Annotated in this window: 27 protein-coding genes; 10 read left to right on the forward strand and 17 right to left on the reverse strand. The window is 70.2% G+C overall.

Going from position 1 to position 23046, the window contains the following annotated elements; translation table 11 throughout:
* Positions 1 to 167 precede the first annotated feature (167 nt).
* From B1991_RS09480 to B1991_RS09490, 3 genes are read left to right on the forward strand one after another with little or no spacing between them, the layout of a single operon-like run.
* On the forward strand, positions 168 to 500 hold the full coding sequence (locus B1991_RS09480) for a hypothetical protein (protein ID WP_136258487.1): 333 nt from the start codon (positions 168 to 170) through the stop codon (positions 498 to 500).
* Between the two features lie 52 nt (positions 501 to 552).
* Positions 553 to 1212 carry a nitroreductase family protein gene (locus B1991_RS09485; RefSeq protein ID WP_136258488.1) on the forward strand — a complete coding sequence of 220 codons (660 nt, stop codon included), beginning with the start codon at positions 553 to 555 and terminating at the stop codon, positions 1210 to 1212.
* On the forward strand, positions 1209 to 1658 hold the full coding sequence (locus B1991_RS09490; RefSeq protein ID WP_136258489.1) for a DUF3775 domain-containing protein: 450 nt from the start codon (positions 1209 to 1211) through the stop codon (positions 1656 to 1658). The genes B1991_RS09485 and B1991_RS09490 overlap by 4 nt, the downstream gene beginning before the upstream one ends.
* Positions 1659 to 1691: 33 nt before the next feature.
* Here the strand turns inward: B1991_RS09490 and B1991_RS09495 are convergent, their stop codons facing one another.
* From B1991_RS09495 to B1991_RS09510, 4 genes are all read right to left on the reverse strand, one after another.
* Positions 1692 to 2996 (reverse strand): erythromycin esterase family protein, encoded by a 1305-nt coding sequence (locus B1991_RS09495; protein WP_136258490.1) that lies wholly within the window; start codon positions 2994 to 2996, stop codon positions 1692 to 1694.
* 56 nt (positions 2997 to 3052) lie between these two features.
* A complete protein-coding gene (locus tag B1991_RS09500; RefSeq protein WP_136258491.1) occupies positions 3053 to 3499 on the reverse strand; it encodes an Hsp20/alpha crystallin family protein in 447 nt (148 codons plus the stop codon).
* A gap of 122 nt (positions 3500 to 3621) precedes the next feature.
* Positions 3622 to 4956 carry a phosphoribosyltransferase family protein gene (locus B1991_RS09505; protein WP_136258492.1) on the reverse strand — a complete coding sequence of 445 codons (1335 nt, stop codon included), beginning with the start codon at positions 4954 to 4956 and terminating at the stop codon, positions 3622 to 3624.
* Between the two features lie 6 nt (positions 4957 to 4962).
* Positions 4963 to 5559 carry an OmpA family protein gene (locus tag B1991_RS09510; RefSeq protein ID WP_136258493.1) on the reverse strand — a complete coding sequence of 199 codons (597 nt, stop codon included), beginning with the start codon at positions 5557 to 5559 and terminating at the stop codon, positions 4963 to 4965.
* Positions 5560 to 5802: 243 nt separating this feature from the next.
* On the opposite strand from B1991_RS09510, the gene B1991_RS09515 reads away from it, so the two are divergent.
* Entirely contained in the window at positions 5803 to 6234 is a 432-nt protein-coding gene (locus B1991_RS09515; RefSeq protein WP_136258494.1) for a host attachment protein, read from the forward strand.
* Positions 6235 to 6413: 179 nt separating this feature from the next.
* Here B1991_RS09515 and B1991_RS09520 read toward each other — a convergent pair whose 3' ends face one another.
* Positions 6414 to 7133 carry a CBS domain-containing protein gene (locus tag B1991_RS09520; protein ID WP_168709611.1) on the reverse strand — a complete coding sequence of 240 codons (720 nt, stop codon included), beginning with the start codon at positions 7131 to 7133 and terminating at the stop codon, positions 6414 to 6416.
* A 190-nt stretch (positions 7134 to 7323) separates the two neighbouring features.
* Between B1991_RS09520 and B1991_RS09525 the strand changes: the two genes are divergently transcribed.
* Genes B1991_RS09525 through B1991_RS09535 form a run of 3 tightly spaced genes read left to right on the forward strand, consistent with a single transcriptional unit; the run spans position 7324 to position 8884 of the window.
* Entirely contained in the window at positions 7324 to 7530 is a 207-nt protein-coding gene (locus tag B1991_RS09525; protein ID WP_136258496.1) for a dodecin family protein, read from the forward strand.
* A gap of 30 nt (positions 7531 to 7560) precedes the next feature.
* Positions 7561 to 8394 carry a universal stress protein gene (locus B1991_RS09530; protein ID WP_136258497.1) on the forward strand — a complete coding sequence of 278 codons (834 nt, stop codon included), beginning with the start codon at positions 7561 to 7563 and terminating at the stop codon, positions 8392 to 8394.
* Positions 8395 to 8446: 52 nt separating this feature from the next.
* Positions 8447 to 8884, forward strand: coding sequence for a universal stress protein (locus B1991_RS09535; protein WP_136258498.1), 438 nt, complete (start codon positions 8447 to 8449; stop codon positions 8882 to 8884).
* Between the two features lie 195 nt (positions 8885 to 9079).
* On the opposite strand, the gene B1991_RS09540 is transcribed toward B1991_RS09535, so the two are convergent.
* The 5 genes from B1991_RS09540 to B1991_RS19165 form a co-directional block, all read right to left on the reverse strand.
* On the reverse strand, positions 9080 to 9730 hold the full coding sequence (locus B1991_RS09540; RefSeq protein ID WP_136258499.1) for a BON domain-containing protein: 651 nt from the start codon (positions 9728 to 9730) through the stop codon (positions 9080 to 9082).
* A 300-nt stretch (positions 9731 to 10030) separates the two neighbouring features.
* Positions 10031 to 11026: a zinc-dependent alcohol dehydrogenase family protein gene (locus B1991_RS09545; protein ID WP_136258500.1), complete on the reverse strand. Its 996-nt coding sequence runs from the start codon at positions 11024 to 11026 to the stop codon at positions 10031 to 10033.
* A 236-nt stretch (positions 11027 to 11262) separates the two neighbouring features.
* Positions 11263 to 11391: a cytochrome bd-I oxidase subunit CydX gene (gene cydX / locus B1991_RS09550; protein WP_136258501.1), complete on the reverse strand. Its 129-nt coding sequence runs from the start codon at positions 11389 to 11391 to the stop codon at positions 11263 to 11265.
* A 30-nt stretch (positions 11392 to 11421) separates the two neighbouring features.
* A complete protein-coding gene (locus B1991_RS09555; protein ID WP_136258502.1) occupies positions 11422 to 12549 on the reverse strand; it encodes a cytochrome ubiquinol oxidase subunit I in 1128 nt (375 codons plus the stop codon).
* 42 nt (positions 12550 to 12591) lie between these two features.
* Complete coding sequence (locus tag B1991_RS19165; RefSeq protein WP_425466668.1) at positions 12592 to 13020, reverse strand: hypothetical protein; 429 nt, start codon at positions 13018 to 13020, stop codon at positions 12592 to 12594.
* Between the two features lie 400 nt (positions 13021 to 13420).
* Here B1991_RS19165 and B1991_RS09565 point away from each other — a divergent pair, with 400 nt between their 5' ends.
* Both B1991_RS09565 and B1991_RS09570 read left to right on the forward strand, forming a co-directional pair.
* The gene (locus B1991_RS09565) at positions 13421 to 14143 is read left to right on the forward strand and encodes a response regulator (RefSeq protein ID WP_136258504.1); all 723 of its coding nucleotides are present in this window, start codon (positions 13421 to 13423) and stop codon (positions 14141 to 14143) included.
* Positions 14144 to 16180: a PAS domain S-box protein gene (locus B1991_RS09570; protein ID WP_136258505.1), complete on the forward strand. Its 2037-nt coding sequence runs from the start codon at positions 14144 to 14146 to the stop codon at positions 16178 to 16180.
* Positions 16181 to 16186: 6 nt separating this feature from the next.
* On the opposite strand, the gene B1991_RS09575 is transcribed toward B1991_RS09570, so the two are convergent.
* Complete coding sequence (locus tag B1991_RS09575; protein ID WP_168709613.1) at positions 16187 to 16909, reverse strand: Crp/Fnr family transcriptional regulator; 723 nt, start codon at positions 16907 to 16909, stop codon at positions 16187 to 16189.
* 189 nt (positions 16910 to 17098) lie between these two features.
* Here B1991_RS09575 and B1991_RS09580 point away from each other — a divergent pair, with 189 nt between their 5' ends.
* The gene (locus B1991_RS09580) at positions 17099 to 18178 is read left to right on the forward strand and encodes a ribonucleotide reductase N-terminal alpha domain-containing protein (protein WP_136258507.1); all 1080 of its coding nucleotides are present in this window, start codon (positions 17099 to 17101) and stop codon (positions 18176 to 18178) included.
* Between the two features lie 154 nt (positions 18179 to 18332).
* On the opposite strand, the gene B1991_RS09585 is transcribed toward B1991_RS09580, so the two are convergent.
* The 6 genes from B1991_RS09585 to B1991_RS09610 all read right to left on the reverse strand — a co-directional run bounded on the left by B1991_RS09585 (position 18333) and on the right by B1991_RS09610 (position 23046).
* Complete coding sequence (locus B1991_RS09585) at positions 18333 to 18536, reverse strand: dodecin family protein (protein WP_136258508.1); 204 nt, start codon at positions 18534 to 18536, stop codon at positions 18333 to 18335.
* A gap of 117 nt (positions 18537 to 18653) precedes the next feature.
* Positions 18654 to 19547: a ribose-phosphate diphosphokinase gene (locus B1991_RS09590; RefSeq protein WP_136258509.1), complete on the reverse strand. Its 894-nt coding sequence runs from the start codon at positions 19545 to 19547 to the stop codon at positions 18654 to 18656.
* On the reverse strand, positions 19544 to 21094 hold the full coding sequence (locus B1991_RS09595; protein ID WP_246031122.1) for a thymidine phosphorylase family protein: 1551 nt from the start codon (positions 21092 to 21094) through the stop codon (positions 19544 to 19546). Before B1991_RS09595 ends, B1991_RS09590 begins: the two co-directional genes overlap by 4 nt.
* 449 nt (positions 21095 to 21543) lie before the next feature.
* Complete coding sequence (locus B1991_RS09600) at positions 21544 to 22134, reverse strand: NADPH-dependent FMN reductase (RefSeq protein ID WP_136258511.1); 591 nt, start codon at positions 22132 to 22134, stop codon at positions 21544 to 21546.
* 286 nt (positions 22135 to 22420) lie between these two features.
* The gene (locus tag B1991_RS09605) at positions 22421 to 22750 is read right to left on the reverse strand and encodes an antitoxin Xre/MbcA/ParS toxin-binding domain-containing protein (protein ID WP_136258512.1); all 330 of its coding nucleotides are present in this window, start codon (positions 22748 to 22750) and stop codon (positions 22421 to 22423) included.
* Positions 22747 to 23046 (reverse strand): hypothetical protein, encoded by a 300-nt coding sequence (locus B1991_RS09610; RefSeq protein WP_136258513.1) that lies wholly within the window; start codon positions 23044 to 23046, stop codon positions 22747 to 22749. The genes B1991_RS09605 and B1991_RS09610 overlap by 4 nt, the downstream gene beginning before the upstream one ends.

Here is a 23046-nt window from a genome sequence, read left to right on the forward strand (position 1 = left end):
GCAGTCTGTATATTATGTCAAATTAAAGAAGGCAGCGTGAAGCGTTTCGGCGTGTGGGTCCGGCGGCCACGCTTTGTCCCGGCTTGATGCTGATCAATACGCTGCCGTGGCGCACGGCGTGAAATGCCCAGCCGACGGCCCCCAGGAACGATAACGCCATGCGAATCATGAGAATCCGCGTCGTCGGCGACGAAACCCGCGCCGAAACCCTCATGAACATGCTTCATACCATGGATGGCGTGGCGCGGGTGGAGGAGATGCCCCTGCCCCGCGCCGGACTCGGCGGCAACGGCGATGCCGTCAGCCACCTCGAAGTGGCCGTAGCCGACGGCGCCGCCCATCGCATCCGCGCCTTCATGGCAGGTGCTGCCCTGCTGATGGATGCCTCCGCGGAATTCGTCGACCGGTTCGGTATCGAGGGACCGCTGGCGGATCGCCACGCATCGCTGGCGCGACATCCGGTTGAGCCAGATCAATCGTCCGCTGCCGACGGGTGCTAAACCACTCCTGTCGCCGCCTGGCGCGGCTCGGATAGCAGCGGAGGACATGGCCATGGTTCGCAGGGCCGCAGATCACGAACTCAACGAACACGTCGTCGTCGCCGCCTCGAAGCTCGCGGGGCTGCAGGCGCAGGCCCGCACCCTGCCGCCGCCGCGCATGCAGGGCGGCCTGCCGCTGCTGGATGCGCTGGCCAGGCGGCACTCCACGCGGGAATACGACCCACGCCCGCTGCCGCCGGACCTGCTCTCCGGCCTGCTGTGGGCGGCCTTCGGCGTGAACCGCGCGCAGACCGCCGACCGCACCGCACCCTACTGGCGCCACGTCATGGCAATGGACATCTATGTCGCGATGGCCGATGGCGTGTGGCTCTATGCACCGGGGCAGCACGCGTTGCTGCCGCAACTGCCGATGGATCTTCGCGCGCGGACCGGCCTGCAGGACTTCGTCGGCAAGGCGCCGGTTAACCTCGTCTATGTCGCGCACGGCGAGCGCATGCACGACGTCGCGCCGGCGGAGCGACGCCTGTACGCATCGGTGGACGCGGCCTTCATCGGCGAGAACGTCTACCTGTTCTGCGCCTCGGAGGGGCTGGGCACGGTATTCCGCGGCGCGATCGATCACGCGGCCCTGGAGCGCCTGCTCGGCCTGGACGACGAGCAGTTCGTCACCTTCGCCCAGACGGTGGGCTACCCGGCGGCGGCTGCGCCATGAACGCGTCCATGCCGGAAAGCCCCGAGCCGGTGCTGGCGATTCCGCCCGACGCCGTCTGCTTCATCATCCGCAAGCTGCGCGAGTACGAGAGCATGGATCTGCTGGCCGAACGTGACATCCCCGCCAATCCGCTGGAGTACGAGGACGTGGACCGGATCACGGAGCAGGAGGACGAGTACTCGTTCGACCCCGTGCGGCAGGAATTGGTGTCGTTCATCGACGAGCTTCCCGATGACCAGAAGATCGACCTGGTCGCCCTGATGTGGCTGGGCCGCAACAACGCCTCCGCGACCGAATGGCCGGCGCTGCGCGAGGAAGCCGCGGAAGCCGCCAACGCGCGCACCACGGACTATCTGCTGGGTTCGCCGCTGGTCGGCGATTTCCTGGAGGAAGGGCTGTCGGCGCTGGGCTACGCCTGCGACATGCCGGGCGAACAAGGGCCGTAGCGCGCGGCGTGGCGCGGGAAAGAGCCGAGCCGCTCAGGCCGGGCTGGTCTCGGCGGCCACGTCCATCGGCTGCACCGCGCGGGTCTCGTCCAGATGGAACACTGCGTCGAACTGCGCCGGCAGCGATGCGGTGAAGTAGTGGCTCTGCAACTCGGTGTCCGGGCGGTACAGCACGCCGATGGCGCGCTCGCGCATCGGCGTGCGCAGCGCATGCGCAACCTCGCCCTGCAGCGGCAGGTAGAAGCGGTCCAGCCGGGTATCGCGGAACAGCGATTCGTAACTGTCCGGCCTGGCCGGCAGGACATCGCGGCACTCGGCTTCGCCATCCCATTCGTACGCGGCGGTGACGGTGCCGGTGTAGGTGGTGAAGCCCACCAGCAGGGCCTCCTCCGCGCCTGCGCTCTGCCGCACGAGCTGGCCCACGTTCCACTCCCCCGCGTACGACATCTCGGTGGCGCGCGCGTCGCCGAGATGGGAGTTGTGCGCCCAGACCACGATCCGGCCCGCGCCGCCCTGCGCGCGCAGGTGGCCCTGCAGGGCTAGCAGCGTCTCCACCATGTGCTGGTCGCGCAGGTTCCAGCTCTGCGCGCGCGGACCGAACATGGCGCGGTAGTAGGCCTCCCCGCTGCTCACCACCTGCGCGTTGCGCTCGGCGAAGAAGAACGCGTCCGCCGCGCCGCGCCCGTCGCGCCCGAGGTAATCCGGCGCGCGCTGCCATAGCGCGAGCAGGCGCTCGCGCACGGCCTGCCGACAGTCGGGCCGCAGGCCATGCACGGCTTCGTAGCCGTAGCGCTGCGGGTCGCGCACGTGGTCGAGCGCGGCATACTGCCGCCTGGCGATGGCCGCCTGTTCCTCGTCCACGCCGGACAGGTAATCCACCACGGCTTCCGCCGAGCGGTACAGGCTGTACATGTCCAGCCCATAGAAGCCCGCACGCCGCTCCGACGGCCGGCCGAGGTTGAACTGGTGCAGGGCTTCGGCGAAGCGAAGCACCTCCTCGTTGCGCCACATCCAGCGCGGAAAGCGCCGGAAATCGCCGAAGGCCGGTGAGGCGTCGGCGTCACGGCCCTCCCCCCGCACGAACAGGTTGATGCGGTAGGCGTCCGGCCAGTCCGCTTCCACCGCCACCGCATCGAAGCCCTGTTCGGCGATCAGGCGCAGCGTGATGTCGGCGCGCATGCGGTAGAACTCTTCGGTGCCGTGGGTCGCCTCGCCGAGCAGCACCAGGCTGCGCGTCGCTGCGCTTTCCAGCAATGCGTCGTAGTCGCGCGGGCCGTCCCCCAGCCGCAGGGCTTCGCCGCGGAGCACCTCGAGAACGCCGTGATGGAGACTGGCCATGGCCATGCCCTCCAGCCCGCCCGCCCTCTTCCGCAGGGCGGGCTGGAGGTCTGCCGTCAGCTGACCGTGATCTTGCGCGCGCTGCCGTTTTCCTTTTTCGGCAGGGTCAGCGTGAGCAGTCCGTTCTCGTAGCGGGCATCGGCCTTGTCGCTGTCCACGTCGCCGGGCAGGCTGAACGAGCGGTAGACCTGGCCGTGATAGCGTTCCGTGCAGATGTCGCGCTCGTCGTCCTTCTTGCTGGTTTCGCGCTTGACCTCGGCGCTGATGGAGACCTGGTTGCCGTCGATCGACACGTCGATGTCGTTCTTGTCGACGCCGGGGATTTCGGCCTTCACCGCATAGGAGCGTTCGTTCTCCGACACGTCGATGCGCATGTCGGGAGCGTCCAGCTCCTGCCAGCGGGGCCGCAGGCCGAAGTCGCGGAAGAAATCCCCGAGCATGGGGGCGCGCGATTCGAACGGGGTCAGGGGCTTGAAGGGATTCCAGTGGGTCAGGTTGGCCATGGCATGGGTCCTCGTGGGAGAGAGTCGGGGTGACCCGCGCGTCGCGCTCGAGTCGGCAACCAGCCTAGGCGTCGCGCCGCGGGTGCAGGTGATACAGATCAACGTCGCGCGAGGTTTCGCGCTCAGGAAGCCGCGGACTCGACGCCGCCGCGCAGCACCCCGCCGTGCCGCAGCCACCGCGCCAACCACTCGGCGGCCAGCCCGGCAACCGCCTCCAGCGCGCCGGGTTCCTCGAACAGGTGGGTGGCGTGCGGGACGAGCACCATTTTCGCGGGGCACGCCAGCGCCGCCAGCGCGGCGCGGTTGAGCGCGATCACCTGGGTGTCGGCGCCGCCCACGATCAGCAGCGTGGGCGCGCGCACGCGGGCGAGCATGTCTTCGCCGGCCAGGTCGGGCCTGCCGCCGCGCGAGACCACCGCGCCGATCCGCCGGGGATCGCGCGCCGCCAGCACCAGCGCGGCGGCGGCGCCCGTGCTCGCCCCGAACAGGCCCACCGGCAGCGAGGCGGTACCGGCGTGGCCGGCCGCCCATTGCAGGGCGCTGTCCAGCCGCGACGCCAGCCGGGGAATGTCGAAACGTGCCGGGAGGTCGCGCGCCTCCTCCTCGGTGAGCAGGTCGAACAGCAGCGTGGCCAGCCCCTGCGCATGCAGCGCATGCGCGACGCCCCGGTTGCGCACGCTCCTGCGGTTGCTGCCACTGCCGTGGGCGAAGATCACCAGGCCGGCGGCCTGCGCGGGCATTTCCAGGTCGCCGTCAAGCGCGACGCCGCCGGCGTCGATCCGCACGGCTTCCACCGTGGTCGCCGTGGGTCCGGGGGGACGGGCCAGCAGGCGCATCACCTGCGCATCCTCGACGGCGTCGAAGTCGAGGTAGAACTGGCCCACCGCGCGGAAATGCTCCGGCGCGGACAGGTACACCAGGTCATCCGCCAGCGCGGCGACTTCCGCCAGGCTGCGCGGCGACGCCACCGGCACCGCGCATACCAGCCGCGCCGGCCGCCGCGCGCGCACGGCCCGCAGCGCGGCCTGCATGGTTGCGCCGGTGGCCAGACCGTCGTCGACGACGACCACCACGCGCCGGGCCGGGTCGATGGCGCTGTGGTGCGGGCTGTAGCGTTCGCGCCGGCTCCGTATCGTGGCCAGTTGCCTGGCCGCCTCCCGCGTGACGTAGCGCTCGTCCGCTCCGACCGAGGCGGCTTCCGGCGTGGTCTGCACCCTGCCTTCCTCGTCGACCGCGCCGATGGCGAACTCTTCGTGGCCGGGTGCGCCGAGCTTGCGCACCAGCACCACGTCCAGTTCGCCATCCAGCCGATCGGCCACGATCCGGCCGACCGGCACGCCGCCGCGGGGGATGGCCAGCACCAGCGGATGCTGGCCGCGCAGGAACGACAGCGCCTGTGCGAGCTGCTCGCCCGCGTCGTCTCGATCGCGGAAAGGACCGGCGTGCCGTTGCGGCATGGTCGCTCACCCGTTGCCCGGCGCCGCCAGGGTTCCGGCAAAGTCCACCACCAGCGTGACGCGGCGGTTCGGCTCGGCGCCGTCGCCCCACTTGCCCTTCAGCACCTGGCGGTTCTCCGCCTTGCCGTAGCTGACCGCGCGCACCTGGTCGGCCGGCAGGCCACCGGTCTGGACGAGGTAGTCGCGCACCGCCTCGGCGCGGGCCTGGCCCAGGCGCAGGTTGTACGGCTTGCCGCCCGCCGCGTCGGCAAATCCCTCCACCGTCACCACGGCCTGCGGGAAGTGGCCGGAGACGACTTTCGCGAAGTCGTCCAGCATGGGCTTGTCCTCGTCGCGCAGGGTGGCCTTGTCGAACGCGAAGTGGGAGGCGACGTCGACACGGATACGCCCCGGCGATTGGGCGATCTTCGCGTCGTACTCGGCGAAGCGCTGCTGCATCTGCTGCGCAAGGCTGTCGATTTGCTGCTGCTGCCGCTGGTCGGTGGCACGCAGTTCGTTGACGGTCGCGTCGAAGTCGGCCTTCCTGACGTAGGTCTGGCAACCGCCTATGGCGACGACCAGGGCACCCAGTGAAACAACGGCGAAACGGCGATAGGCATGCATGGCAGATCCTCCTGGATGGGCCGCGGGGGCCGCCATGGTGGCGACCGCCTGCCGCGGAGGTCTTCAATCTAGGCAGGCGAGGCCCGGCGGAGTTGATCCATGTCACGCAAACCGTTCGCGCGAGCGCGGCCCGACCGAGCAGGAGAAACCGGCGCGCTTGTTGATCGTCATCAAGATGGCGTGCCGGGCACGGTCTAGCCTGCGGGTTGCCGCTCCATCCACGGACCGGCCCGGAGAAGCACCATGCCGAATACCTGGATCCTGGTCGCCGATGCCGCCAGGGCGCGCCTGTTCGAATCGCTCCGCAGGGGAGCCGAGCCCGTCGAGATAGCCTGCTACTACTACCCCGACGGCCGCTCGCCGGGGCGCCATCTTGAGCACGGCCGGCTGCCCCGCACGCAGGAAAGCAACAGCCCGAGCCGCCACGCGATCGAGCCGAAGACCTCGCTGCGCGACAAGCACGCGCAACGCTTCGCCGAGACCCTCGGCGCCGTCGTGCGGCAGGGGCGGCGCGAGGGCCGCTACGACAGGCTGGTGCTGGTGGCTCCGCCGCGCTTCCTCGGTGCGCTGCATGACAGCCTGGACGAGGCCACCGCGGCGTGCATCGTGGGCGAGGTGCGTCGCGAGCTGATGACGCTGTCCCCGGCCGAACTGCGCGCCCACCTGCCCCGCTGATGCCGCGCATGGCGCCAGGGACGCCACCATCGGTGCGGCCTTCGACGAGATCTCTGGCTGACTGGAGCTGGACTCGGTCCATCCCTTCCGCATCTGCGTCTATCGCCATGCGGCGCGCACCGTGGCCGCGTGCAGGCGCGGGCCATGCTTGCCGGCAGGCGGTGCCGGGCCGCGTGCGCTCAACGCGCCGATTCCCACGGCAGGCGCACCACCGCCCCGGTCAGCGGCTCCACCGTGACGAGCTGGTCGTCCACGCGCACCACGCCGGCCATGTTCTCGACCAGCACCACCAGCGCGTTGCGGACGGCATCGTTGACCAGGACGCCGCGCAAGGTCACCACGCCGCCGCGCACGTCCGCGTGCATGCCCTGCCGCGATGCCCATGCCTGCGCGTCCAACGCGCGAGCGATGCGGCGGGCGATGGCCGCGTCGGAGAGATCGGGCGGCGCCTCGTCGGGCGCCGTCTCGACAAATGCCCGCAGCAGGTCGGCGCGGCTGAGGATGCCCACCAGGCCACCGCTGCCGACTACCGGCAGGCGCTTGACGTGATGCTGCTCCATCTTCCGCACTGCCTCGTCCAGCGGCGCGTCGGCGGCAATAGTGACCACCTCGCGCGTCATCACCTCGCCGACGCGGCGTGCGTGCGAGGCGGTGTAGTCGTGCGCCAGCCGGCCGGGGCCCAGCACGAAAGCGAGCCAGGCGGGACGCCTGCGCTCGGTGCCGGTCTCGACGCGGCGCATCAGGTCGCCCTCGGTCAGCATGCCGGCCAGCGCACCCTGCGCGTCCACCACGGGCAGGCCGCTGATGTGCTCGCCGAGCATGGTGCGCATGGCGTCGCCGATCGGCGTATCCGGCGTGACGGTGACGACGTGGGTGGACATGGCTTGGCGGACTTGCATGGCGGGGCTCCCGTTGCGAGGCGACGATGCCGGCACTGCCGGCACGATGCATGCTCCCGCGCCCACCCGGACATCCATTGATGCACGTCAACAAGCCGGCGCTCGGGCTCGCCTACGTTGGTAGCGGCTGCCGCGCCGGGACACGGGTCCGTGCGGGCGGTCGACCAGCCACCTGTCCGAGGAATGTCCCATGAACGCCATCGCCAAGACCATCGAGATCACCTCCGCATCCGCCAAGGGCATCGAGGATGCCGTGCAGTCCGGCCTGCTCAAGGTTGCCACCACCATCGACAGGATCCAGGGCGCATGGGTCAGCGACATCAAGGTGCGCACGTCGGCGAGCGGCGACGTCACCGAGTGGCGCGTCTGCCTGCGCGTGACTTTCCTCGTGGACTGAATGCCATTCCCTCCCGTCGGAGCCGCTCCCATGCGTGACATCCTGGTGTTCTCCGAAAGCTTCAAACGCTGGAGCGGCGGCGTCGAATACGCTGCGCGCCTCGCCGATTCCCTCGACGCCAACCTGACCGGCATCTGGGTGTGCGCCTCTCCGTTGCAGGCCATGCCTTCCTTCGAGCCGGTGCTGTTCGCCGAATTGCTGGACGCAACGCTCGACCTGGAGCAGGAGGCCTTCGCGGCGGCCGCGGCCTTCGAGGCCCACGTGCGGCAGTTCGGCCAGCGCAAGGCCGCCTGGCAGGTGGCCGAGGGCCATGTGCCGGAGGTCATCGCGCTAGCCGGCAGCTGGCACGACCTGCTGGTGGTCGAGCGGTCGGAGCGCGCGATCTGGGGCACGCCGGCGTCGGTCGGCAACATCGTGCTGGGCGCCGGCGGCCTGCCCTGCATCGTGGCGCCGGAACACGCGGCCACGCGGGTTCCCGCGCTGGATACCGTCGCGATCGCCTGGAACGGCTCGACCGAGGCGACGCGCGCCGCCCATGCCGCGCTGCCCCTGCTGCAAGGCGCGCGACGCATCGTGATCCTGCAGGGCGAACAGCGCCCGCCGGTGAGGATGAGCGCCTGGCTGCCGCCTTTCGACCTGGCCAGCTACCTGCATAGCCACGGCATGGCGACGGAGAGCCGCACCATCCATGGTGGCAGCGAGGACGACGTCGGCAGTGCCCTGCTCGATGCCGCCGGCGAGGTAGACGCGGGCCTGCTCGTGATGGGCGCCTACGGCCACACCCGCTTTCGCGAATGGGTGCTCGGCGGAGTGACGCGGCATGTTCTGGAGCATGCCGCGCTGCCGGTGCTGCTGCGCCATTGAGTGAAACCCGGCAGCACCCGCTGCCGCCCACCCCAACGAAGAGGAACCGATCATGTTCAAACGCATCCTGCTTCCCACCGACGGCTCGGAGCTGTGCCTGCACGGCGTCAGGCTCGGCGTCGAACTGGCCAGGTCGTGCGGCGCCAGCGTCTGCGCGCTGCACGTGATCCCGCCCTTCCACACCTTCACCTACATGGCGGAGATGATCGAGGCCACCGAGACCACCTACATGGAGGGCGCCGTGCAACGTGCGGAGCGCCATCTCGCCGACGTGCGCGAACTGGCGACGAAAGCCGGGGTGCCGTACGAAGGCAGCCATGTCGTCGGCGACACGCCCAGCGAATCGATCGTGCGGGAGGCGCAGCAGCGCCAGTGCGACCTGATCGTGATGGCCTCGCACGGCTGGCGCGGCCTCTCCCGGCTGCTGCTGGGCAGCGAGACGCACAAGGTCCTGCTGACCAGCTCGGTGCCGGTGCTGGTATGCCATTGAGTTGAACGGAGGCGACGCGCGCGGCGGACGCGGGCGCATGCCGTGACCGCCGCGATCGTTCGCGGCGTGCCATCCGATGCCTGCGTGGGCAGTCGATGGCCTCCATCGCGGCGGCAAGGCTGCGGTGATCCGGTCGGTGCGGGCATGCGCACCGGCGGCCGGGCATCGACCCGCGACCGCCGACACGAGGCTGCCTCAATGCACCTGGAGGTGGTCCACGACGCGTTTCACGCCCGGGGCATTCCACACCGCCTGTTCGACCACGTTGCGCTCGCCCAGCGAGTCGACCTTGCCGGACAGCGTCACCGTGCCGCGATCGACACCGACCGTGATGGCCTTGCTGTGCAAGTGGGCCTGGCGCTGCAGCGCCGCCTCGATCTTTCCCTTGATGTCGTGGGTGGTAGCCGGCGGCTTGATCGTGACCAGGTTGACCACGTCCTTGACGCCCATCAGCCCGCGCACGCATGACGTAGCCGCCTCGCGCGCGAAGGCCCACGGCACGGTACCGCTGAGCGTGACGTGGCCATCATCGACCAGTACCTTCACGCTATCCCGGGGGATCGACGCGCTCCACTCGATGGCGCGGATGGCCGCGTCCGCAATGTCCGCATCGGTGCGATGGCTCTCGCCGGGCAGCACGACTTCAAGGTCCACGGCCACGCCGCGCACGCCGGCGACGCGCTGTGCGGTGTGCTCGGCAGCGTACTTTTCCATGTAGCTGCCGACCTGGCCGGCCAGCGTGACGATGCCCTTGCGTACCTCCACGCCGATGTGATCGGCCTGCACGGCCGGTTCCCAGTGAAGCTCGTCGATGACGTCCTGCTGAATCTGTCCGTCGGTGCGCATGATTGGCTCTCCGCGTTGCGAGGTTTTCAGGGTGGACCGGCCCGGGCGCGGGATGTTGATGCAGATCAACCGCCGCCGCTTCGATGCCGGAGCACGGCCAGCGGGGGGGCGACCGCGATCAGCACGATGATGTCGCGGACGCTCGCCTGCTTGCGGCCCACCGGGACGCCTGGCGCGGGTGCGCCACGCAGTTCCAGCGCGTTGGTGTACACGCGCGCCGGGCAGGGATTGTCGTGATCTGGAGGTCGAACAGGCGCCGGCCGATCACGTGCGCCCGGCGTGCGACGGGCGCGGCGCTGTTCATGCCGGTGGCAGCAGGACGGCGGCGCCCTGCACACGGCCGTCACGCAGGTCCGCCAGGGCACGATTGGCGTCGGCCAGCGGATAGCAGTGCACGTGCGTGCGCACGCCGGCTCGTGCGGCCGTGGCGAGAAAGGCGTAGCCGTCCGCCCGGGTGAGGTTGGCGACCGAGAGCAGGCGGCGCTCCTGCCACAGCAGGCGGTACGGAAAGCCCGGGATGTCGCTCATGTGGATCCCGCCGCACACCACGGTGCCGCCCTTGCGCACGGCCGCCAGCGCGGTCGGCACCAGCTCGCCGGCGGGGGCGAAGATGATCGCGGCATCCAGCGGTTCGGGCGGTGGCTCGGCGGAACCGCCGGTCCAGGTGGCGCCCAGCGCGCGCGCAAGCGCCTGCGCCTCGACATCGCCGGCGCGGGTGAAGGCATGCACGCGGCGCCCTTCGGCGCGCGCCACCTGCACCAGGATGTGCGCCGCCGCGCCGAAGCCGTACAGCCCCAGCGTCGCGCCCTCGCCCGCCAGCCGCAGCGCGCGGCCGCCGATCATCCCGGCGCACAGCAGCGGTGCAGCCAGTGCGGCGTCCGGGTAGTCGCGCCGCGGCAGCGGCAGGCAGAACGCGGCGTCGGCCAGCATGTGGGTGGCGTAGCCGCCATCCCGCGTGCAGCCGGTGAACTGCGGCGTGTCGCAGAGATTCTCGCGCCCGCGCACGCAGTAGTCGCAGGTGCCGCAGGCGCTGCCCAGCCACGGCACGCCGACGCGGTCGCCGGCCTTCCATGCGTCGACTCCCGCGCCGACCATGTCCACCGTGCCCACCACTTCATGTCCCGGTACCACCGGCAGGCGTGCCTGCGGCAACTCGCCATCGACCAGGTGCAGGTCGGTGCGGCACACGCCGCAGGCTTCCACCCGGATGCGCACCTCACCCGCCGCCGGCCGGGGATCCGGCCGCTCCTCCGGCATCAGCGGCATCCCCAGCGAACGAAGAACCATCCTGAACATGCCTGACCCGCCTCATGAACTTGCGGAACCACGCCGGCGCCGCGCCATCGTCAATGCCGGGACATCCGCCCGCATCGGCACATGCCGCGCGGCGCAGCCAAACCACCAGTCGCCGAAGCGGTCACCTAGGCTACCGGCGTCGCCGCCAGCTGCTCCCGGCGGTTCCCGAGGTGGCTGAGGACGTCTTTCATGGGTGTGCCGATGGCAGGGTGGCCCGCGTCCGACGGCGGGCGGGTTCAGCAATAGTCGTTGACGACCGCCGCCCGGTCGCGTTCGTCGTCGGCGTGCAGTTCGAACCACATCGCGTTGAGGATGCCGAATGTGCAGGCGAGCCCGACACCCAGGAACCAAGCGAAATACCACATCGTCCACCCTCCTTCGTTGACCGGATCGGATCAGTACTTTCTTGCCGCGTCGGCGTCTGCCGGCCACATCTTCATGCCCTCCGGGCCGAGGCGGACCAGGCCCAGCGACAGGATCGCGCCGGCCACGAACAGGCCCGCGACGGCCGCGCACGCCACCGCCGCGATGGCCGTCTCCCACGCTCCCGCCTGCGTCGCGGTGACCGGCAGCAGCCCATTGACCAGCCAGGGGCCGCGGCCCGCTTCGCTCGCCAGCCAGCCCAGCGCACCCGCCGCCCACGGCACGGGCAGGCTCAATGCGGCAAGGCGCAGGAATCCCCGCCGGTCCAGCTGCCGTCGTGACGCGCGCCAGAACGCGACGCCGAACAGCGCGATGGCCCAGGCCCCCAGCAGCGCCATCGCACGGAACGACCAGAACGACAAAGGCACGTCGCCGCGGAAGCCGAGCACGGCCAGCGACAGCGCCGCGGCCAGGCCGAAGCTGGCCGCGACGGTCATCGAGCGGCGCGCGATCTGCACGTTGCGGCGATGCGCCAGGTACCAGGCCGAAACCGACAACACCAGCGTCGCCCCCGTGAGATAGCTGGCACCGAGCAGGTGCACGAACCGCGCTTGCGCCGCGGGGTTGCGCAGCGCCGCCGGCAGATCGCAGATCCGCACCTGCAGATTGCCGGGATCGAGACAGGCGCCGGCCGGGTTGTCCATCAGCCCGTAGACCAGCGCGATGCCCAGCACCGGCAGGGTCGACAGCGCCATCCACAGCCAGGTGACGAGCAGGTGCCGCAGCCGCCGCACGCCCAGCCAGTCGCCGAAGCGGCGCCAGAGCGCCACGCCGCCCGCGAACACGAGCGCCATCACCGGCAGGGTCAGCGCCAGTTCCGGGAGCCCGTGCAGGTAGCGGACGGAGCGGCCGGGATCCACTCCATGCAGGACGACCAGCACGATCGAGCCGACTGCCCACGCCAGCAACGCGATGCCGAACAGCCTGCCCCAGAAGCGGGCGATCTGCCGCCAGATCTCGCGCTCGGTCATCACGTACACGCTCTCCATGATCGCGACGATCGGGGGCAGGCCGACGACCAGTGGCAGCAGCATGGTGGCGTGGAAGGCGACGAGGTGCGGCCACAGCGCCGACACATGCAAAGAGGAAGGTTCGATCATGATGGCCTGCTCTGCATGGGGGACGGCGGCACCAGCGCTCGCTCAGTGCATCACCGGCACGGCGTCCAGGCATGCGTCGGAGCCTGTGCCGTCTCGCTGCCAGGCACGAACCTGGCGATGCCGTGCCTGCCGTGCGAGGCCATCACGATCAGGTCGCAACCCGCTTCCGCGGCTTTCGCCGCGATTGCGCGCCACCGCAGACCGCCCGGCTCCGATCGTGTCGCACGCCACACCGGCCTGCCCCGCCTCGCGCACGAACGGGGAAAGCAGCTTGTCGGCATGGGCGCCGGCCAGCTGTCGCCATGGTTCCGGCGGGGTTTCGACCAGTCGCTCCACGGCATTGGCGGGGGTGGGTTCCATCATCACCTGCAGGCCGGTGACACGCGCGCCGACAGCTTGTGCCAGGTGACGGCCTGCCCGATGGCATGGCGCGAACCCGCGTCGGCGTCGAATCAGGATGTGCCTGAACATGTTCTCCGATCCCTGATCCGCGCTCCGTCCCTGGAGCGCGGATCCTGCCCGGTCAGGGGCGCATCCATCCCGCGCCCGGATCGATCCGAGCCTGGTCGATCCAGCCCTGCCGACGATCTCCCGTCGGCACGCCTGTCAATCCTTCGCGCCCCGGCGGCGAGGCCGCGCTGCGGTCCCTCCTCCTGCGCGCCGGATGACTGCATCGACGCGCCTGCCAGGCACGGGCCCCTGCCTGACTGGCGGATGCCACTATCCCGCGCGGCGGCCACGGCCATTTGACGTGCGTCAACTTCAACGCCGAAAAGTCCGCCATCGGCCGCCATATCGCGGATTTCGGCCCGCGCCCGCGGTTTTGTTGCGATAAGCTGCGGCCACCGTATTCCTGTGTGCGGCGGGCACCATGCCTGAGCCACTACATCTGCTGGTCGTGGATGACGACACCGGCGTGCTGGATCTGCTGCGTCGCTATTTCACGGGCCAGGGTTTCACGGTCAGCACGGCGGCCGACGGCGCCGGGATGCACACCGTGCTGGCGCGCCAGCCGGTCGACCTGGTGCTGCTCGACCTCGGCCTGCCGGGCGAGGACGGCCTCGAGTTGACGCGCCAGTTGCGGCGAAACTGGGACGGCGCACTGATCATCCTCACCGGCCGCGGCGAATCGGTGGATCGCGTGGTCGGCCTGGAGCTGGGCGCGGACGACTACGTCACCAAGCCGTTCGAGTTGCGCGAACTGCTGGCGCGCGTGCGCAGCGTGCTGCGGCGAAGCGCGCCGACCGCCGGCAACCCCGGCAAGCAGGACGAGGCGACGTTCCGTTTTGCCGACTACTGCCTCGATCCGCTGGGACGCACCTTGCGCAACGGTCACGGCGATGCGATCGCGCTGACCACCGGCGAGTTCGAGCTGCTGCGCGTGTTCGTCGAGCATCCGAACCGGGTGCTGTCGCGCGACGACCTGATGGGACGCACCCATGGCCGCGGCGCCAGTTCGTTCGATCGTGCCATCGATGTGCAGATCGCGCGACTGCGCCGCAAGATCGAATCCGATGCGGCCAACCCCGAACTGATCAAGTCGGTGCGGGGCGCCGGCTACCTGTTCGCGGCGCGCGTGCAGACGGTGCGCTGAATGCCCTCCCCGCCTCCTGCCAGCGTCAGCCTGGTCATGCTGCGCACCTGGTTCGGCATCTCGCCCGACGCGATGGTCGCCGTGAACCAGGAAGGCAGCATCGTGCTCGCCAATGCGCAGGCCGTGCGCATGTTCGGCTACGAGGGCGAGGCGCTGCTGGGCCAGCCGCTGGAGGTGCTGTTGCCCGAACCACTGCGGCATGCCCATCGCATCCATCGCCAGGATTTCATGGTCAATCCGCGCGTGCGCCCGATGGGCATCGGCTACGAGTTGATGGGCGTGCGCTCCGACGGCGAAGCGTTTCCCGTCGAGATCGGCCTGAGCCCGATCAGCACCGAGATCGGCGCGGTCGCCATCGCCTCGGTCCGCGACATCTCCGACACGCGGCGGGTGCGGCAGGCCCTGGCGCGCGCGCAGCAAGACAATTTTCTCGCGCAGATCGGCCGGCTCGCGCTGGAGTCGCCGGACTACAAACTGGCGATCCGCCGGATACCCGAACTCGTCGCGGCGGCACTGGACGTGCCGGCCGTCGCCATCCTCTCCACCGACTGGCATGGCAGCGGGCTGGGCGTGCGTGCGGCCACAGGGCTGGACGGCCCGACGGCACAGGCGATCGCGGCCATCTTCGGGCAGACCGGTTTCGTGCGCGGCAGTTTCGGCAGGGGAAGCCGCCATGCCGTCACGGTCGACTCGCTGCGCGAAGGAGGTCACGCCGCCATCCTCGCCAGCCTGGCCGAGGCCGGTTTCCACGACGTGGCAATGGTCCCGCTGTTCGGGCGCCACGAGCCGCTGGGGGCGCTGATTGCGCTCGCGGCAGAGCCGGTCGGCTTCGACCACGACCGGCTGGGCTTCCTGCAGGCGGTCGCCAACCTGCTGGCGGCAGCCGTGCAGCGCAGCCGCAGCGAGGAACAGTTGGCCCATGCGCGGCGGCTCGATGCGATCGGCCAGCTCACCGGTGGCGTCGCGCACGACTTCAACAACCTGCTGACGGTGATCTCGGGCAATCTGCAATTGCTGGAGGCCGAATTGCCCGATCGCACGGACCTGCTCGAGGTCACCGGCAGTGCGCTGCGTGCGGTGGAGCGCGGCGCCGACCTCACTCGCAGGCTGCTGGCATTCGCGCGCCGGCAGCCGCTGCAGCCGCGCGCGGTGGTGCCCAAGCCGCTGCTGGACGAACTCGGGAACATGCTGAGGCGCACGCTCGGCGAAGCCATCGCGATGGAAGTGGCGTGCGCCGCGGAGGTGCCGGACGTCTACGCGGACGCGAACGAGCTGGATACGGCCCTGGTCAACCTCGCGCTGAACGCGCGCGATGCCATGCCGCGCGGCGGACGTCTGCGCATCGCGGCGCGCGAGCTCGTGATCGATGACGCCTCCAACGGCTGGAAGCTGCCACCCGGCCGCTACGTGGCATTCGAGACCAGCGACACCGGTACCGGCATGGCACCGGACGTGCTGGCCCACGCGCTGGAGCCGTTCTTCACCACCAAGGAGGTCGGCAAGGGCAGCGGCCTCGGTCTCAGCATGGTGTACGGTTTCGCAACCCAGTCCGGCGGGAGTCTGTCGATCGACAGCCGGCTCGGCTATGGCACGCGCATCGAGCTGCTGCTGCCCGTGGCCAGGGCGCCGGCCGCCGCCGCGACGGAGGCAAGGCCCGCGCACGACGCCGCGCACGGACGACGCGCCACCATTCTGGTCGTCGAGGACGAGGCCGATGTGCGTACCGTCGCGGCACGGCTGCTGGCGGCGTTCGGTTACCAGGTCATCCCTGCGCAAAGTGCGCGCGAAGCGCTGGAGCTGCTTGCCGGGAACCCGACGGTGGACCTGCTGTTCTCCGACGTGATGCTGGGCCGCGGGATGGATGGCGTCGAACTCGCCCACGAGGCGCGCCGCCGGCGGCCCGGGCTCGCGGTGCTGCTCGCGTCCGGCTACCGGGGACGGCAGGACGGCTCGACCGCACCCTTCCAACTGCTGCGCAAACCCTATCGGCGCGAGCAGCTGGTCGATGCCGTGCGCCAGGTCCTTGAGGACGCGTGAAGCGCATTACTGCAACGTGCAGGGCGTGCCGACGCAGGCGCGCAGCTTCGGGATGTCCAGCAACCGCACCTCGCGGCGAAGCACCGAGATGTACTCGAGCTTCTCCAGGTGCGACAGCGCCCGGCTCACGGTCTCGTGCTTGAGCGCGAGGAAACTGGCGATGTCGGCGCGCCCCATGCGCAGGATGAAGTGACGGGCGCTGAAGCCCAGGCGTGCAAGGCGGGAGGCGAGATCCAGCAGGAACGCAGCCACGCGCTGTTCGGCCGGCAAGGTCCCTATCACCAGCATCCACACGCGGTCGCGCCGGATTTCCTCGGCCAGCGCCGCCGCCAGCCGCACCTGCAGCTCGGGAATGCGCTGCAACGCATCCAGCACCAGCGGGTACGGCAGCTCCCAGATCTCGGCATCGTCCAGCACGACGGCATCGCAGGTGTGCGCGCCGAGCCCGATGGACTCCACGCCGAGCAGGTCGCCGTGCATGCGGAAGCCTGTCACCTGTTCGCGGCCGTCCTCGGACAACTCGCAGGTCTTCAGGAATCCCGCATGCACGAAGTGCAGCGCGCGGAACGGCTGCCCGTTGCGATACAGGTACTGGCCTGCCCTCACCTTGCGGCGCGTCACGACCATGTGCCGCTGCAAGTGCGCAATATCCAGCTCGAGCGGCGCGTCGTACCCGGGTGGCTGGGCATTCCCGGTCTGGGCAGCGAGGGGTGCGAACGAGGTATCCATGCCGTACTCCCGATGATGGTTGCGTTTGCCGCCAAGGTTAGGCCGCGCCCGCAACGGCATGATGTCGGCCCGGCAACACCGTGTAACAGCGCGTAACCGCGGTCCGCCACGGCACGGCGACTTGACGCACGTCAAGCCGGTCGCCCGGCGGTCCGGGATAGTCGGCACAGTCCCGCTGCCTGTCCGCCCATGATCGAGCCGCGCCCGTTGTCTCCGTTCATCGACCTCGCCGCCGTTGAAGCCTGGGATGCCTGGTTCCGATGGCGCGAGCACTCCGTGCTGCACGATGTTTCCATCGAGGACACATGGTGGCGGGTGGCCTGCGCGCTGGCCGCGGCCGAGGCCGGCAATGAAGGTCCGGCGTGGCGGTTGCGCGTCATGGATGCGTTGGCCAGCTGGCGGCTGCTTCCCGACCCGCGGGTACTTGCGAAGGCCGGTACCGGCCTCGCCGAGCGGCGCCACGGCACGCTGCACGCCGTGCTGAACGCGGCGTGCTTCGTGTCGCCCGCAGACGCTCCGCACGCGGCCATCGACACGGCGGCGCTGACCGATTGCGCGGCTCTGGCCGTGCGGGCCCTCGACAACGCTGCGCTGCTGGCCGGCAACGTGACGACGCGTCTCCGGATTGGTGTCGTGGGTATCGCCGATGCGCTGGCGCTGCTCGGATTGGAGTACGACAGCGAAGCGGGCCGCACGCAGGCGGCGGCAGTGGCGCAGGCGCTCGCGGAAGGTTGCCTGGGTGGCAGCATCGCGCTCGCCGCATCACGGGGAGGCTGCGAGCGCGACACGCGGGGACTGCTTGCCCGCGCCATGCTGCGCGGCGCGCCACAGGAACTGCTGAAGGATGCCGCCCGCCATGGCGTGCGCCATACGCAACTGACCGCGATCACCTCGCAACCCCGACTCGCGCTGCTCGCCAATAATGTGGCCGACGCCGTGGATCCCCTGCGGGGCGAGGACCATGCCGGGTTGATCATTGCAGCGGACGGGCAACGCACGATGCGCTCCCCCGGTTACGCGCTGAACGTGCTGCGTAGCGGCGGGAGTGGACCCAGCCACTGGCGGGACACACTGGAGCATCAGTCGTGGTTCGCGCAGATCGCGATGCGCGCCGCACTGCAGCCCTGGATGGACAGCCCCATCGCCTATCCGCTGCTGGCGACCCACCTGCCCGACGAGCCACAGCGGCTCGCGGCCCGGATGCTCACGGCACAGCACGGTCTTGGCGAACCCGCATGGCGCAGCTCGGCGGAAGTGCAGGCGGTCTAGATGTTTCAAGCCATCGGTGGCGCGCAAGACGCCGCGCCACGCCGCGCGGCTGAAATGGATCGACGTCAAATCCGCCTGCGTTGCGGCGACGGGCTTGGTTGACGTGTGTCAAAGCCGGCGCGATGCCGGTGCGCAGCGCGTGGTCGAACGGCATTCAGCCCAGTACGAAGCTGACCCGCATGCACACGCGCCAAGCCGTGATCTTCCCGTCGGGGTCGGTGACGACCGTGGTTTCGCTGAGCCAGGCACCCTTGATCCCGTCCAGCGTGCCAGCGGCTTTCTCCAACCCTCTTTGGACGGCGTCTTCCACGCTGTCGGGCGATTCGGCAATGATCTCGATGACTTTCGCGACGTTCATGGGCTTCCTCCAGCCACACCCGCACGGGCGCGTCCAAGCTGGGCCGGCGGCAGCGTCCGGTCTTGATGCCGATCAACTCGGGGCCGGTTTGGCCAAGCGAGTGGTTGCGGTGGCGCGTCAACCAGCCTCACCGCCGATCGCACGCAACGCCTCGGCCACCGCTGTGCTCACGTCGATGGCGGCCAGCTCGCCCGGCACGGTATTGGTGGTCACCAGCCGGGCAATGCCGGCGCCGTGCAGCGCGTCGCGTGACTGGCGCGCGAGCAACCCATGCACCACCACCGCAACCAGCGCAGCTTGCCCGAGCTGCCCGCGTACACCCCTGGCCGTGTCGATCAGCGTGTGCCCCGAGGCGACGATGTCGTCCAGCAGCACCGGCATGTGCCCGCGCCAGCGCGCCAGCGACGGCAGCCGCACGCTGACTTCGCGGTCGCCGCGCCGCTGTTTGCGGGCAATCACGCAGGGTGCGTCGAGCGATGCGGCCACCGCCTTCACCCATTGCGCGCTTTCGCCGTCGGGGCCGACCAGCAGCGGCGCACGCACGTTGGCGCGGATCCACGCGGCCAGGTCCGGTGCTGCCGTGACGACGGCGGTTTGGCAGTCGAACACTTCCGCCAGGTGGTGGATGCGGTGCAGGTGCGGATCGACGGTGAGTACCCAGTCGAAGACCTTGCCGAGCAGCTCGCCCATCACCCGCGCCGAGACCGCCTCGCCGGGGTGGAAGCGCCGGTCCTGGCGCATGTAGCCCAGGTACGGCGCCACCAGCCCGAGCCGGGTCGCGCCGAGTTCGCGCGCCGTGGCCGCTGCGGCCAGCAGCGGAAACAGCTTGGCGTCGGGTCGGTGGAGCGAGCACAGCAACGCCACGTTCCCCCGCGGCGGCGTGGCCAGCCGCAGCAGCGATTCGCCATCGGGGAAGCGGTGCAGTTCCAGCTCGCCGCGCCGCCAGCCGGCATGCCGGCAAAGCGCCTTGGCGAAAGCCGCGTTGCCGGGCAGCGCATACAGGAGGTTCATGTGCCGATCTCCTCGGAAGTGGCGCCCAGTGAGACGATGGACGGGTGGCGCGCGACGTACTCCAGCGCGTAGGCCAGCTCGCCCGGACTCTGCGCATGCAGGGTGAACAGCGGCTGGCCACAGGCCACCATGTCACCCACGCGCACGTCGATGGCCAGGCCGGCCAACGGAGACGCCGGGGCGCCGGCGAGCTTGGCCGCCTGCGCGAGGCGGCGATTGTCGATCGCCTCGACCCGGCCCTCGCGCGTGGCCACCACCGGATACCGGTGCGGCGCGACGCCCGGACTGCGCAGGCCGCCCTGAGCCTCGCAGATGGCCTGGAACTGGCGCCAGGCCCGCCCGGAATCCAGGCATTCGCGCGCCATCGCCAGCGACGACCCGCTTTCCGCGCGGCCGGCCGTGTCGAGCACCACCGCCGCCAGCGCCAGCGCCCGCTCGCGCAGATCCCGCGGTTGCGCCGGCAGGTTCTGCAGCACGGCCAGCACGTCGTGCGCTTCCAGCGCCGGTCCCACGCCACGGCCGACCGGTTGCAGCCCGTCGGTACGCAGCACCGTCAGGCCCAGGCCGAAGCGGCCGGCCACCGCATGCAGCATCCGCTCCAGCATCCGCGCGTGGCGGGCCTCACGCACCTTGGCGGTGGGGCCTACCGGCATGTCGATCACCACGTGGGTCGAACCGGCGGCGACCTTCTTGGAGAGGATCGACGCGACCAGTTGCCCCGGGCTGTCGATGTCCAACGCGCGCTCGATGCGGATCAGCGTGTCGTCCACCGGCGCCAGGTTGATCGCCCCGCCCCACACCAGGCAGCCGCCGGTGCGCTCGACGGTCCGCCGCATGCGCCCGACGTCCAGGTCCACCGGCGTGAGCACCGCCATGGTGTCGGCCGTACCCGCCGGCGAGGTGATCGCCCGGGACGAGGTCTTGGGCATGACCAGCCCCAGTGCGGTGGCAATCGCCACCACGATCGGCGTGGTGCGGTTGCCCGGCAGCCCTCCGACACAGTGCTTGTCCACCACCATCGGGCTCGGCCAGCGCAGCCGCGTGCCGGTGTCCACCATGGCGCCCGTCAGGGCGACCACTTCGTCCAGGGCGAGATGGTCACCGCTGCAGGCGGCGATGAAGGCCGCCATCTCGATGTTCGAGTAACGCTGCGCCGCGATGTCCGCGACGATCGCGCGCAGTTGGGCCTCGGCCAGCGTGCCCCCGTAGAGTTTGGCGCGCACGTTCGAGAGCGATTCGACACTGGGAGGATGGGCCAGTGTCACGTGATCGTCCGCCGTCGGCCGCAGGCTCGCCCAGACCGATTCGCTCAGGCCGATCTGGTCGGGTGCCAGCCCGTTGCCCTGCACGATCGCCAGGTTCGCCATCAACCGGTGACCGCCCAGGCTCAGCTGCAGGCGCGACTGCGGGCCGAAGCCCTCGCCCTGGCAAGCGGGCGAGCCGTGCGGGAGATAGACCACGTGTTCGCCGCCGGTATCGATGCCGATGCGGTGCGGGCGCAGGCGCTCGCCGGTCAACGACGGGTCAGGCGAGGGCGCAGCAGACACGCGGTACTCCCAGGGACAGGCGCGGCTCGAGGGCGGGCCGGAGGTGGGTGCCCGGCCGGCGCACCCGAGGGTGCCTGGTGTCGACAGTGCGCATCGGCCTCGTCCTGCAGCAGCGGTTGCCGCGAGCATCGCCGTTTGCGGGAAACGCCGCTTGACCAGGATCAAATCGCCGGCGTGCCGGCGCGGCGGATCAACTCCCCCCCCCCGCCGCAAGCGCCCGGCAGCCGCGAAAGCTGCAGCCAGCGCCGTGCACTTTGCTGCGCACTCCCCGGCAGTGCGTCCGGGTTGGTACGAGGTTATCCGTGACCACCCGGGCCGATACGCGGTTGCCCGCCGTGGAGCACGGAGACAGGCCTGGGTCTGGTGCTCCGTGCGACGTCATCCGCCCTGGATAGCGATGCGGTTTGGAGCCCGGAGTCACTTCAAGTGTTTCGCGCAGGCGACGAATGTCAGTAAGGCGGGGCCTTGCGCTGGCGCTGTGCCCTCGCCGCCTCGGTCCACCACGCAAGATCGTCGGCGAAGCGGGAGAATGACTTTTCGAGGAATGTCCCGGCTTCGCCGAGGGGTTCGCCGGCTTCGTCGAGCGTGTGGGTGATCGAGCCCACGGTCACGGTGCTGGAGATGACGACCATGCCCATCTCCGAAAGTGTGCCGTGCCAATGCAGGTTGGAACGGGCGCCGGCGATCCGCCCTGCGGAGTAGCTGACGATCCCGGCCGGGCGCCAGAACCATTCCTCCAGGAAATGATCGGTCAGGTTCTTCAGGCCGGGCTGCACGCCCCAGTTGTATTCGCCGGCGACAAAGACGAAGCCGTCCGCGCTACGGATCTGCCCGGCGAGCGCTTCCATGGCGGCCGGCGCCTCGCCTGGCGGGTATTCCTTGTACATCCGGTCGAGCATCGGCAGCCCGATCTGCCTGGCATCGACGAGCCGCACATCGGCTCCGCGCGCGGCCAGTCGGCGCGTCACGTACTCGGCGAGGCGGATGCCGGCGCGGTCGGAGCGGTAGGAACCATAGAGGACGAGGATGCGATCGGGCATGAGCTGCTGCGCTCCAGGCTGGGTGTGCCGGAAGATGGACGCGGCCGCGTCGGCACGAAGTGGTCGATCAGGCCAGTGCAGTGTCCATCACGAACAGCCGCCACTCGTCGGTAACGGCCTGCGGACCGGGAAACCAGGGCCTTGGCGGGTTGGGCATGTGGAACGACCTCCCCAACCGGTCGCCATAGGCGCCACGCACCATCCCCACCTCCGGCTGCCCGGACAGGCCGGTTATGTTAGTCCTGCGCCCGATCGGGGGATACCGTCCCCCGCGGCACCCTTGAGTTCAGCAGGCGCCTCCAGCCTGGAGCGCGGGAGCTGGCTCCGGGGAGTCGCTCGACAGGCGGTCGCAGACGGTGTCGATGTCGCCATCGGCCAGCAGGTCGTAGGCCGAGCGGCCGCCGAAGGCGCGCTGGTGCATGCACATCCAGCGCACCGCACGCTGCCGGTCGCCAATGGACTGCAGCACCAGTTGCGCGACGGCGGCGTGCTGTTCCTCCAGCACGCGGAAGCCGCGCTGGACGGCCGCTTCGCGAGCGCGTTCCAGTTCGCGCAATTCCTCGGCCACGGCGGCAAGGTTGTGGCCCGGCGTGAGCTTGTGCAGCGCGTTCCTCATTGCAGCGTCCGCCGTTCGGTCCGGTCGATCTCGATCGCGGCGCACAGGAAGGCGAGCACGGCGTGTGCCCTGCCCTGCCTCACCAGCGTCGCAGCGGTGAGCCCGTCCAGCACCGCGATCGGCACGCTGCGGTACCAGCTCATGGCTTCCACCGGATCGGGCTCCAGTGCCGCGGCCATCTGCAGCACCGCCAGCGCGGCCGACAGGAAGCCTTCCGCCGGCGCCGGGGTGCGCCAGTCCTGCACTGCCGGCCGCGGCCTTGCCGCCGCCGGCCACATCAGGGACGTTGATCGCAT

The organism is Rhodanobacter lindaniclasticus (assembly GCF_004799035.1).
GTDB lineage: Bacteria > Pseudomonadota > Gammaproteobacteria > Xanthomonadales > Rhodanobacteraceae > Rhodanobacter > Rhodanobacter lindaniclasticus.

What these genes read in the sequence shown, in the direction of transcription:
- B1991_RS09480 (WP_136258487.1), top strand. Translation starts at nt 168, where the DNA reads ATGAGAATCCGCGTCGTCGGCGACGAAACCCGCGCCGAAACCCTCATG.
- B1991_RS09485 (WP_136258488.1), top strand. Translation starts at nt 553, where the DNA reads ATGGTTCGCAGGGCCGCAGATCACGAACTCAACGAACACGTCGTCGTC.
- B1991_RS09490 (WP_136258489.1), top strand. Translation starts at nt 1,209, where the DNA reads ATGAACGCGTCCATGCCGGAAAGCCCCGAGCCGGTGCTGGCGATTCCG.
- B1991_RS09495 (WP_136258490.1), bottom strand. Translation starts at nt 2,996, where the DNA reads ATGGCCAGTCTCCATCACGGCGTTCTCGAGGTGCTCCGCGGCGAAGCC.
- B1991_RS09500 (WP_136258491.1), bottom strand. Translation starts at nt 3,499, where the DNA reads ATGGCCAACCTGACCCACTGGAATCCCTTCAAGCCCCTGACCCCGTTC.
- B1991_RS09505 (WP_136258492.1), bottom strand. Translation starts at nt 4,956, where the DNA reads ATGCCGCAACGGCACGCCGGTCCTTTCCGCGATCGAGACGACGCGGGC.
- B1991_RS09510 (WP_136258493.1), bottom strand. Translation starts at nt 5,559, where the DNA reads ATGCATGCCTATCGCCGTTTCGCCGTTGTTTCACTGGGTGCCCTGGTC.
- B1991_RS09515 (WP_136258494.1), top strand. Translation starts at nt 5,803, where the DNA reads ATGCCGAATACCTGGATCCTGGTCGCCGATGCCGCCAGGGCGCGCCTG.
- B1991_RS09520 (WP_168709611.1), bottom strand. Translation starts at nt 7,133, where the DNA reads ATGCAAGTCCGCCAAGCCATGTCCACCCACGTCGTCACCGTCACGCCG.
- B1991_RS09525 (WP_136258496.1), top strand. Translation starts at nt 7,324, where the DNA reads ATGAACGCCATCGCCAAGACCATCGAGATCACCTCCGCATCCGCCAAG.
- B1991_RS09530 (WP_136258497.1), top strand. Translation starts at nt 7,561, where the DNA reads ATGCGTGACATCCTGGTGTTCTCCGAAAGCTTCAAACGCTGGAGCGGC.
- B1991_RS09535 (WP_136258498.1), top strand. Translation starts at nt 8,447, where the DNA reads ATGTTCAAACGCATCCTGCTTCCCACCGACGGCTCGGAGCTGTGCCTG.
- B1991_RS09540 (WP_136258499.1), bottom strand. Translation starts at nt 9,730, where the DNA reads ATGCGCACCGACGGACAGATTCAGCAGGACGTCATCGACGAGCTTCAC.
- B1991_RS09545 (WP_136258500.1), bottom strand. Translation starts at nt 11,026, where the DNA reads ATGTTCAGGATGGTTCTTCGTTCGCTGGGGATGCCGCTGATGCCGGAG.
- cydX (WP_136258501.1), bottom strand. Translation starts at nt 11,391, where the DNA reads ATGTGGTATTTCGCTTGGTTCCTGGGTGTCGGGCTCGCCTGCACATTC.
- B1991_RS09555 (WP_136258502.1), bottom strand. Translation starts at nt 12,549, where the DNA reads ATGATCGAACCTTCCTCTTTGCATGTGTCGGCGCTGTGGCCGCACCTC.
- B1991_RS19165 (WP_425466668.1), bottom strand. Translation starts at nt 13,020, where the DNA reads ATGTTCAGGCACATCCTGATTCGACGCCGACGCGGGTTCGCGCCATGC.
- B1991_RS09565 (WP_136258504.1), top strand. Translation starts at nt 13,421, where the DNA reads ATGCCTGAGCCACTACATCTGCTGGTCGTGGATGACGACACCGGCGTG.
- B1991_RS09570 (WP_136258505.1), top strand. Translation starts at nt 14,144, where the DNA reads ATGCCCTCCCCGCCTCCTGCCAGCGTCAGCCTGGTCATGCTGCGCACC.
- B1991_RS09575 (WP_168709613.1), bottom strand. Translation starts at nt 16,909, where the DNA reads ATGGATACCTCGTTCGCACCCCTCGCTGCCCAGACCGGGAATGCCCAG.
- B1991_RS09580 (WP_136258507.1), top strand. Translation starts at nt 17,099, where the DNA reads ATGATCGAGCCGCGCCCGTTGTCTCCGTTCATCGACCTCGCCGCCGTT.
- B1991_RS09585 (WP_136258508.1), bottom strand. Translation starts at nt 18,536, where the DNA reads ATGAACGTCGCGAAAGTCATCGAGATCATTGCCGAATCGCCCGACAGC.
- B1991_RS09590 (WP_136258509.1), bottom strand. Translation starts at nt 19,547, where the DNA reads ATGAACCTCCTGTATGCGCTGCCCGGCAACGCGGCTTTCGCCAAGGCG.
- B1991_RS09600 (WP_136258511.1), bottom strand. Translation starts at nt 22,134, where the DNA reads ATGCCCGATCGCATCCTCGTCCTCTATGGTTCCTACCGCTCCGACCGC.
- B1991_RS09605 (WP_136258512.1), bottom strand. Translation starts at nt 22,750, where the DNA reads ATGAGGAACGCGCTGCACAAGCTCACGCCGGGCCACAACCTTGCCGCC.
- B1991_RS09610 (WP_136258513.1), bottom strand. Translation starts at nt 23,046, where the DNA reads ATGCGATCAACGTCCCTGATGTGGCCGGCGGCGGCAAGGCCGCGGCCG.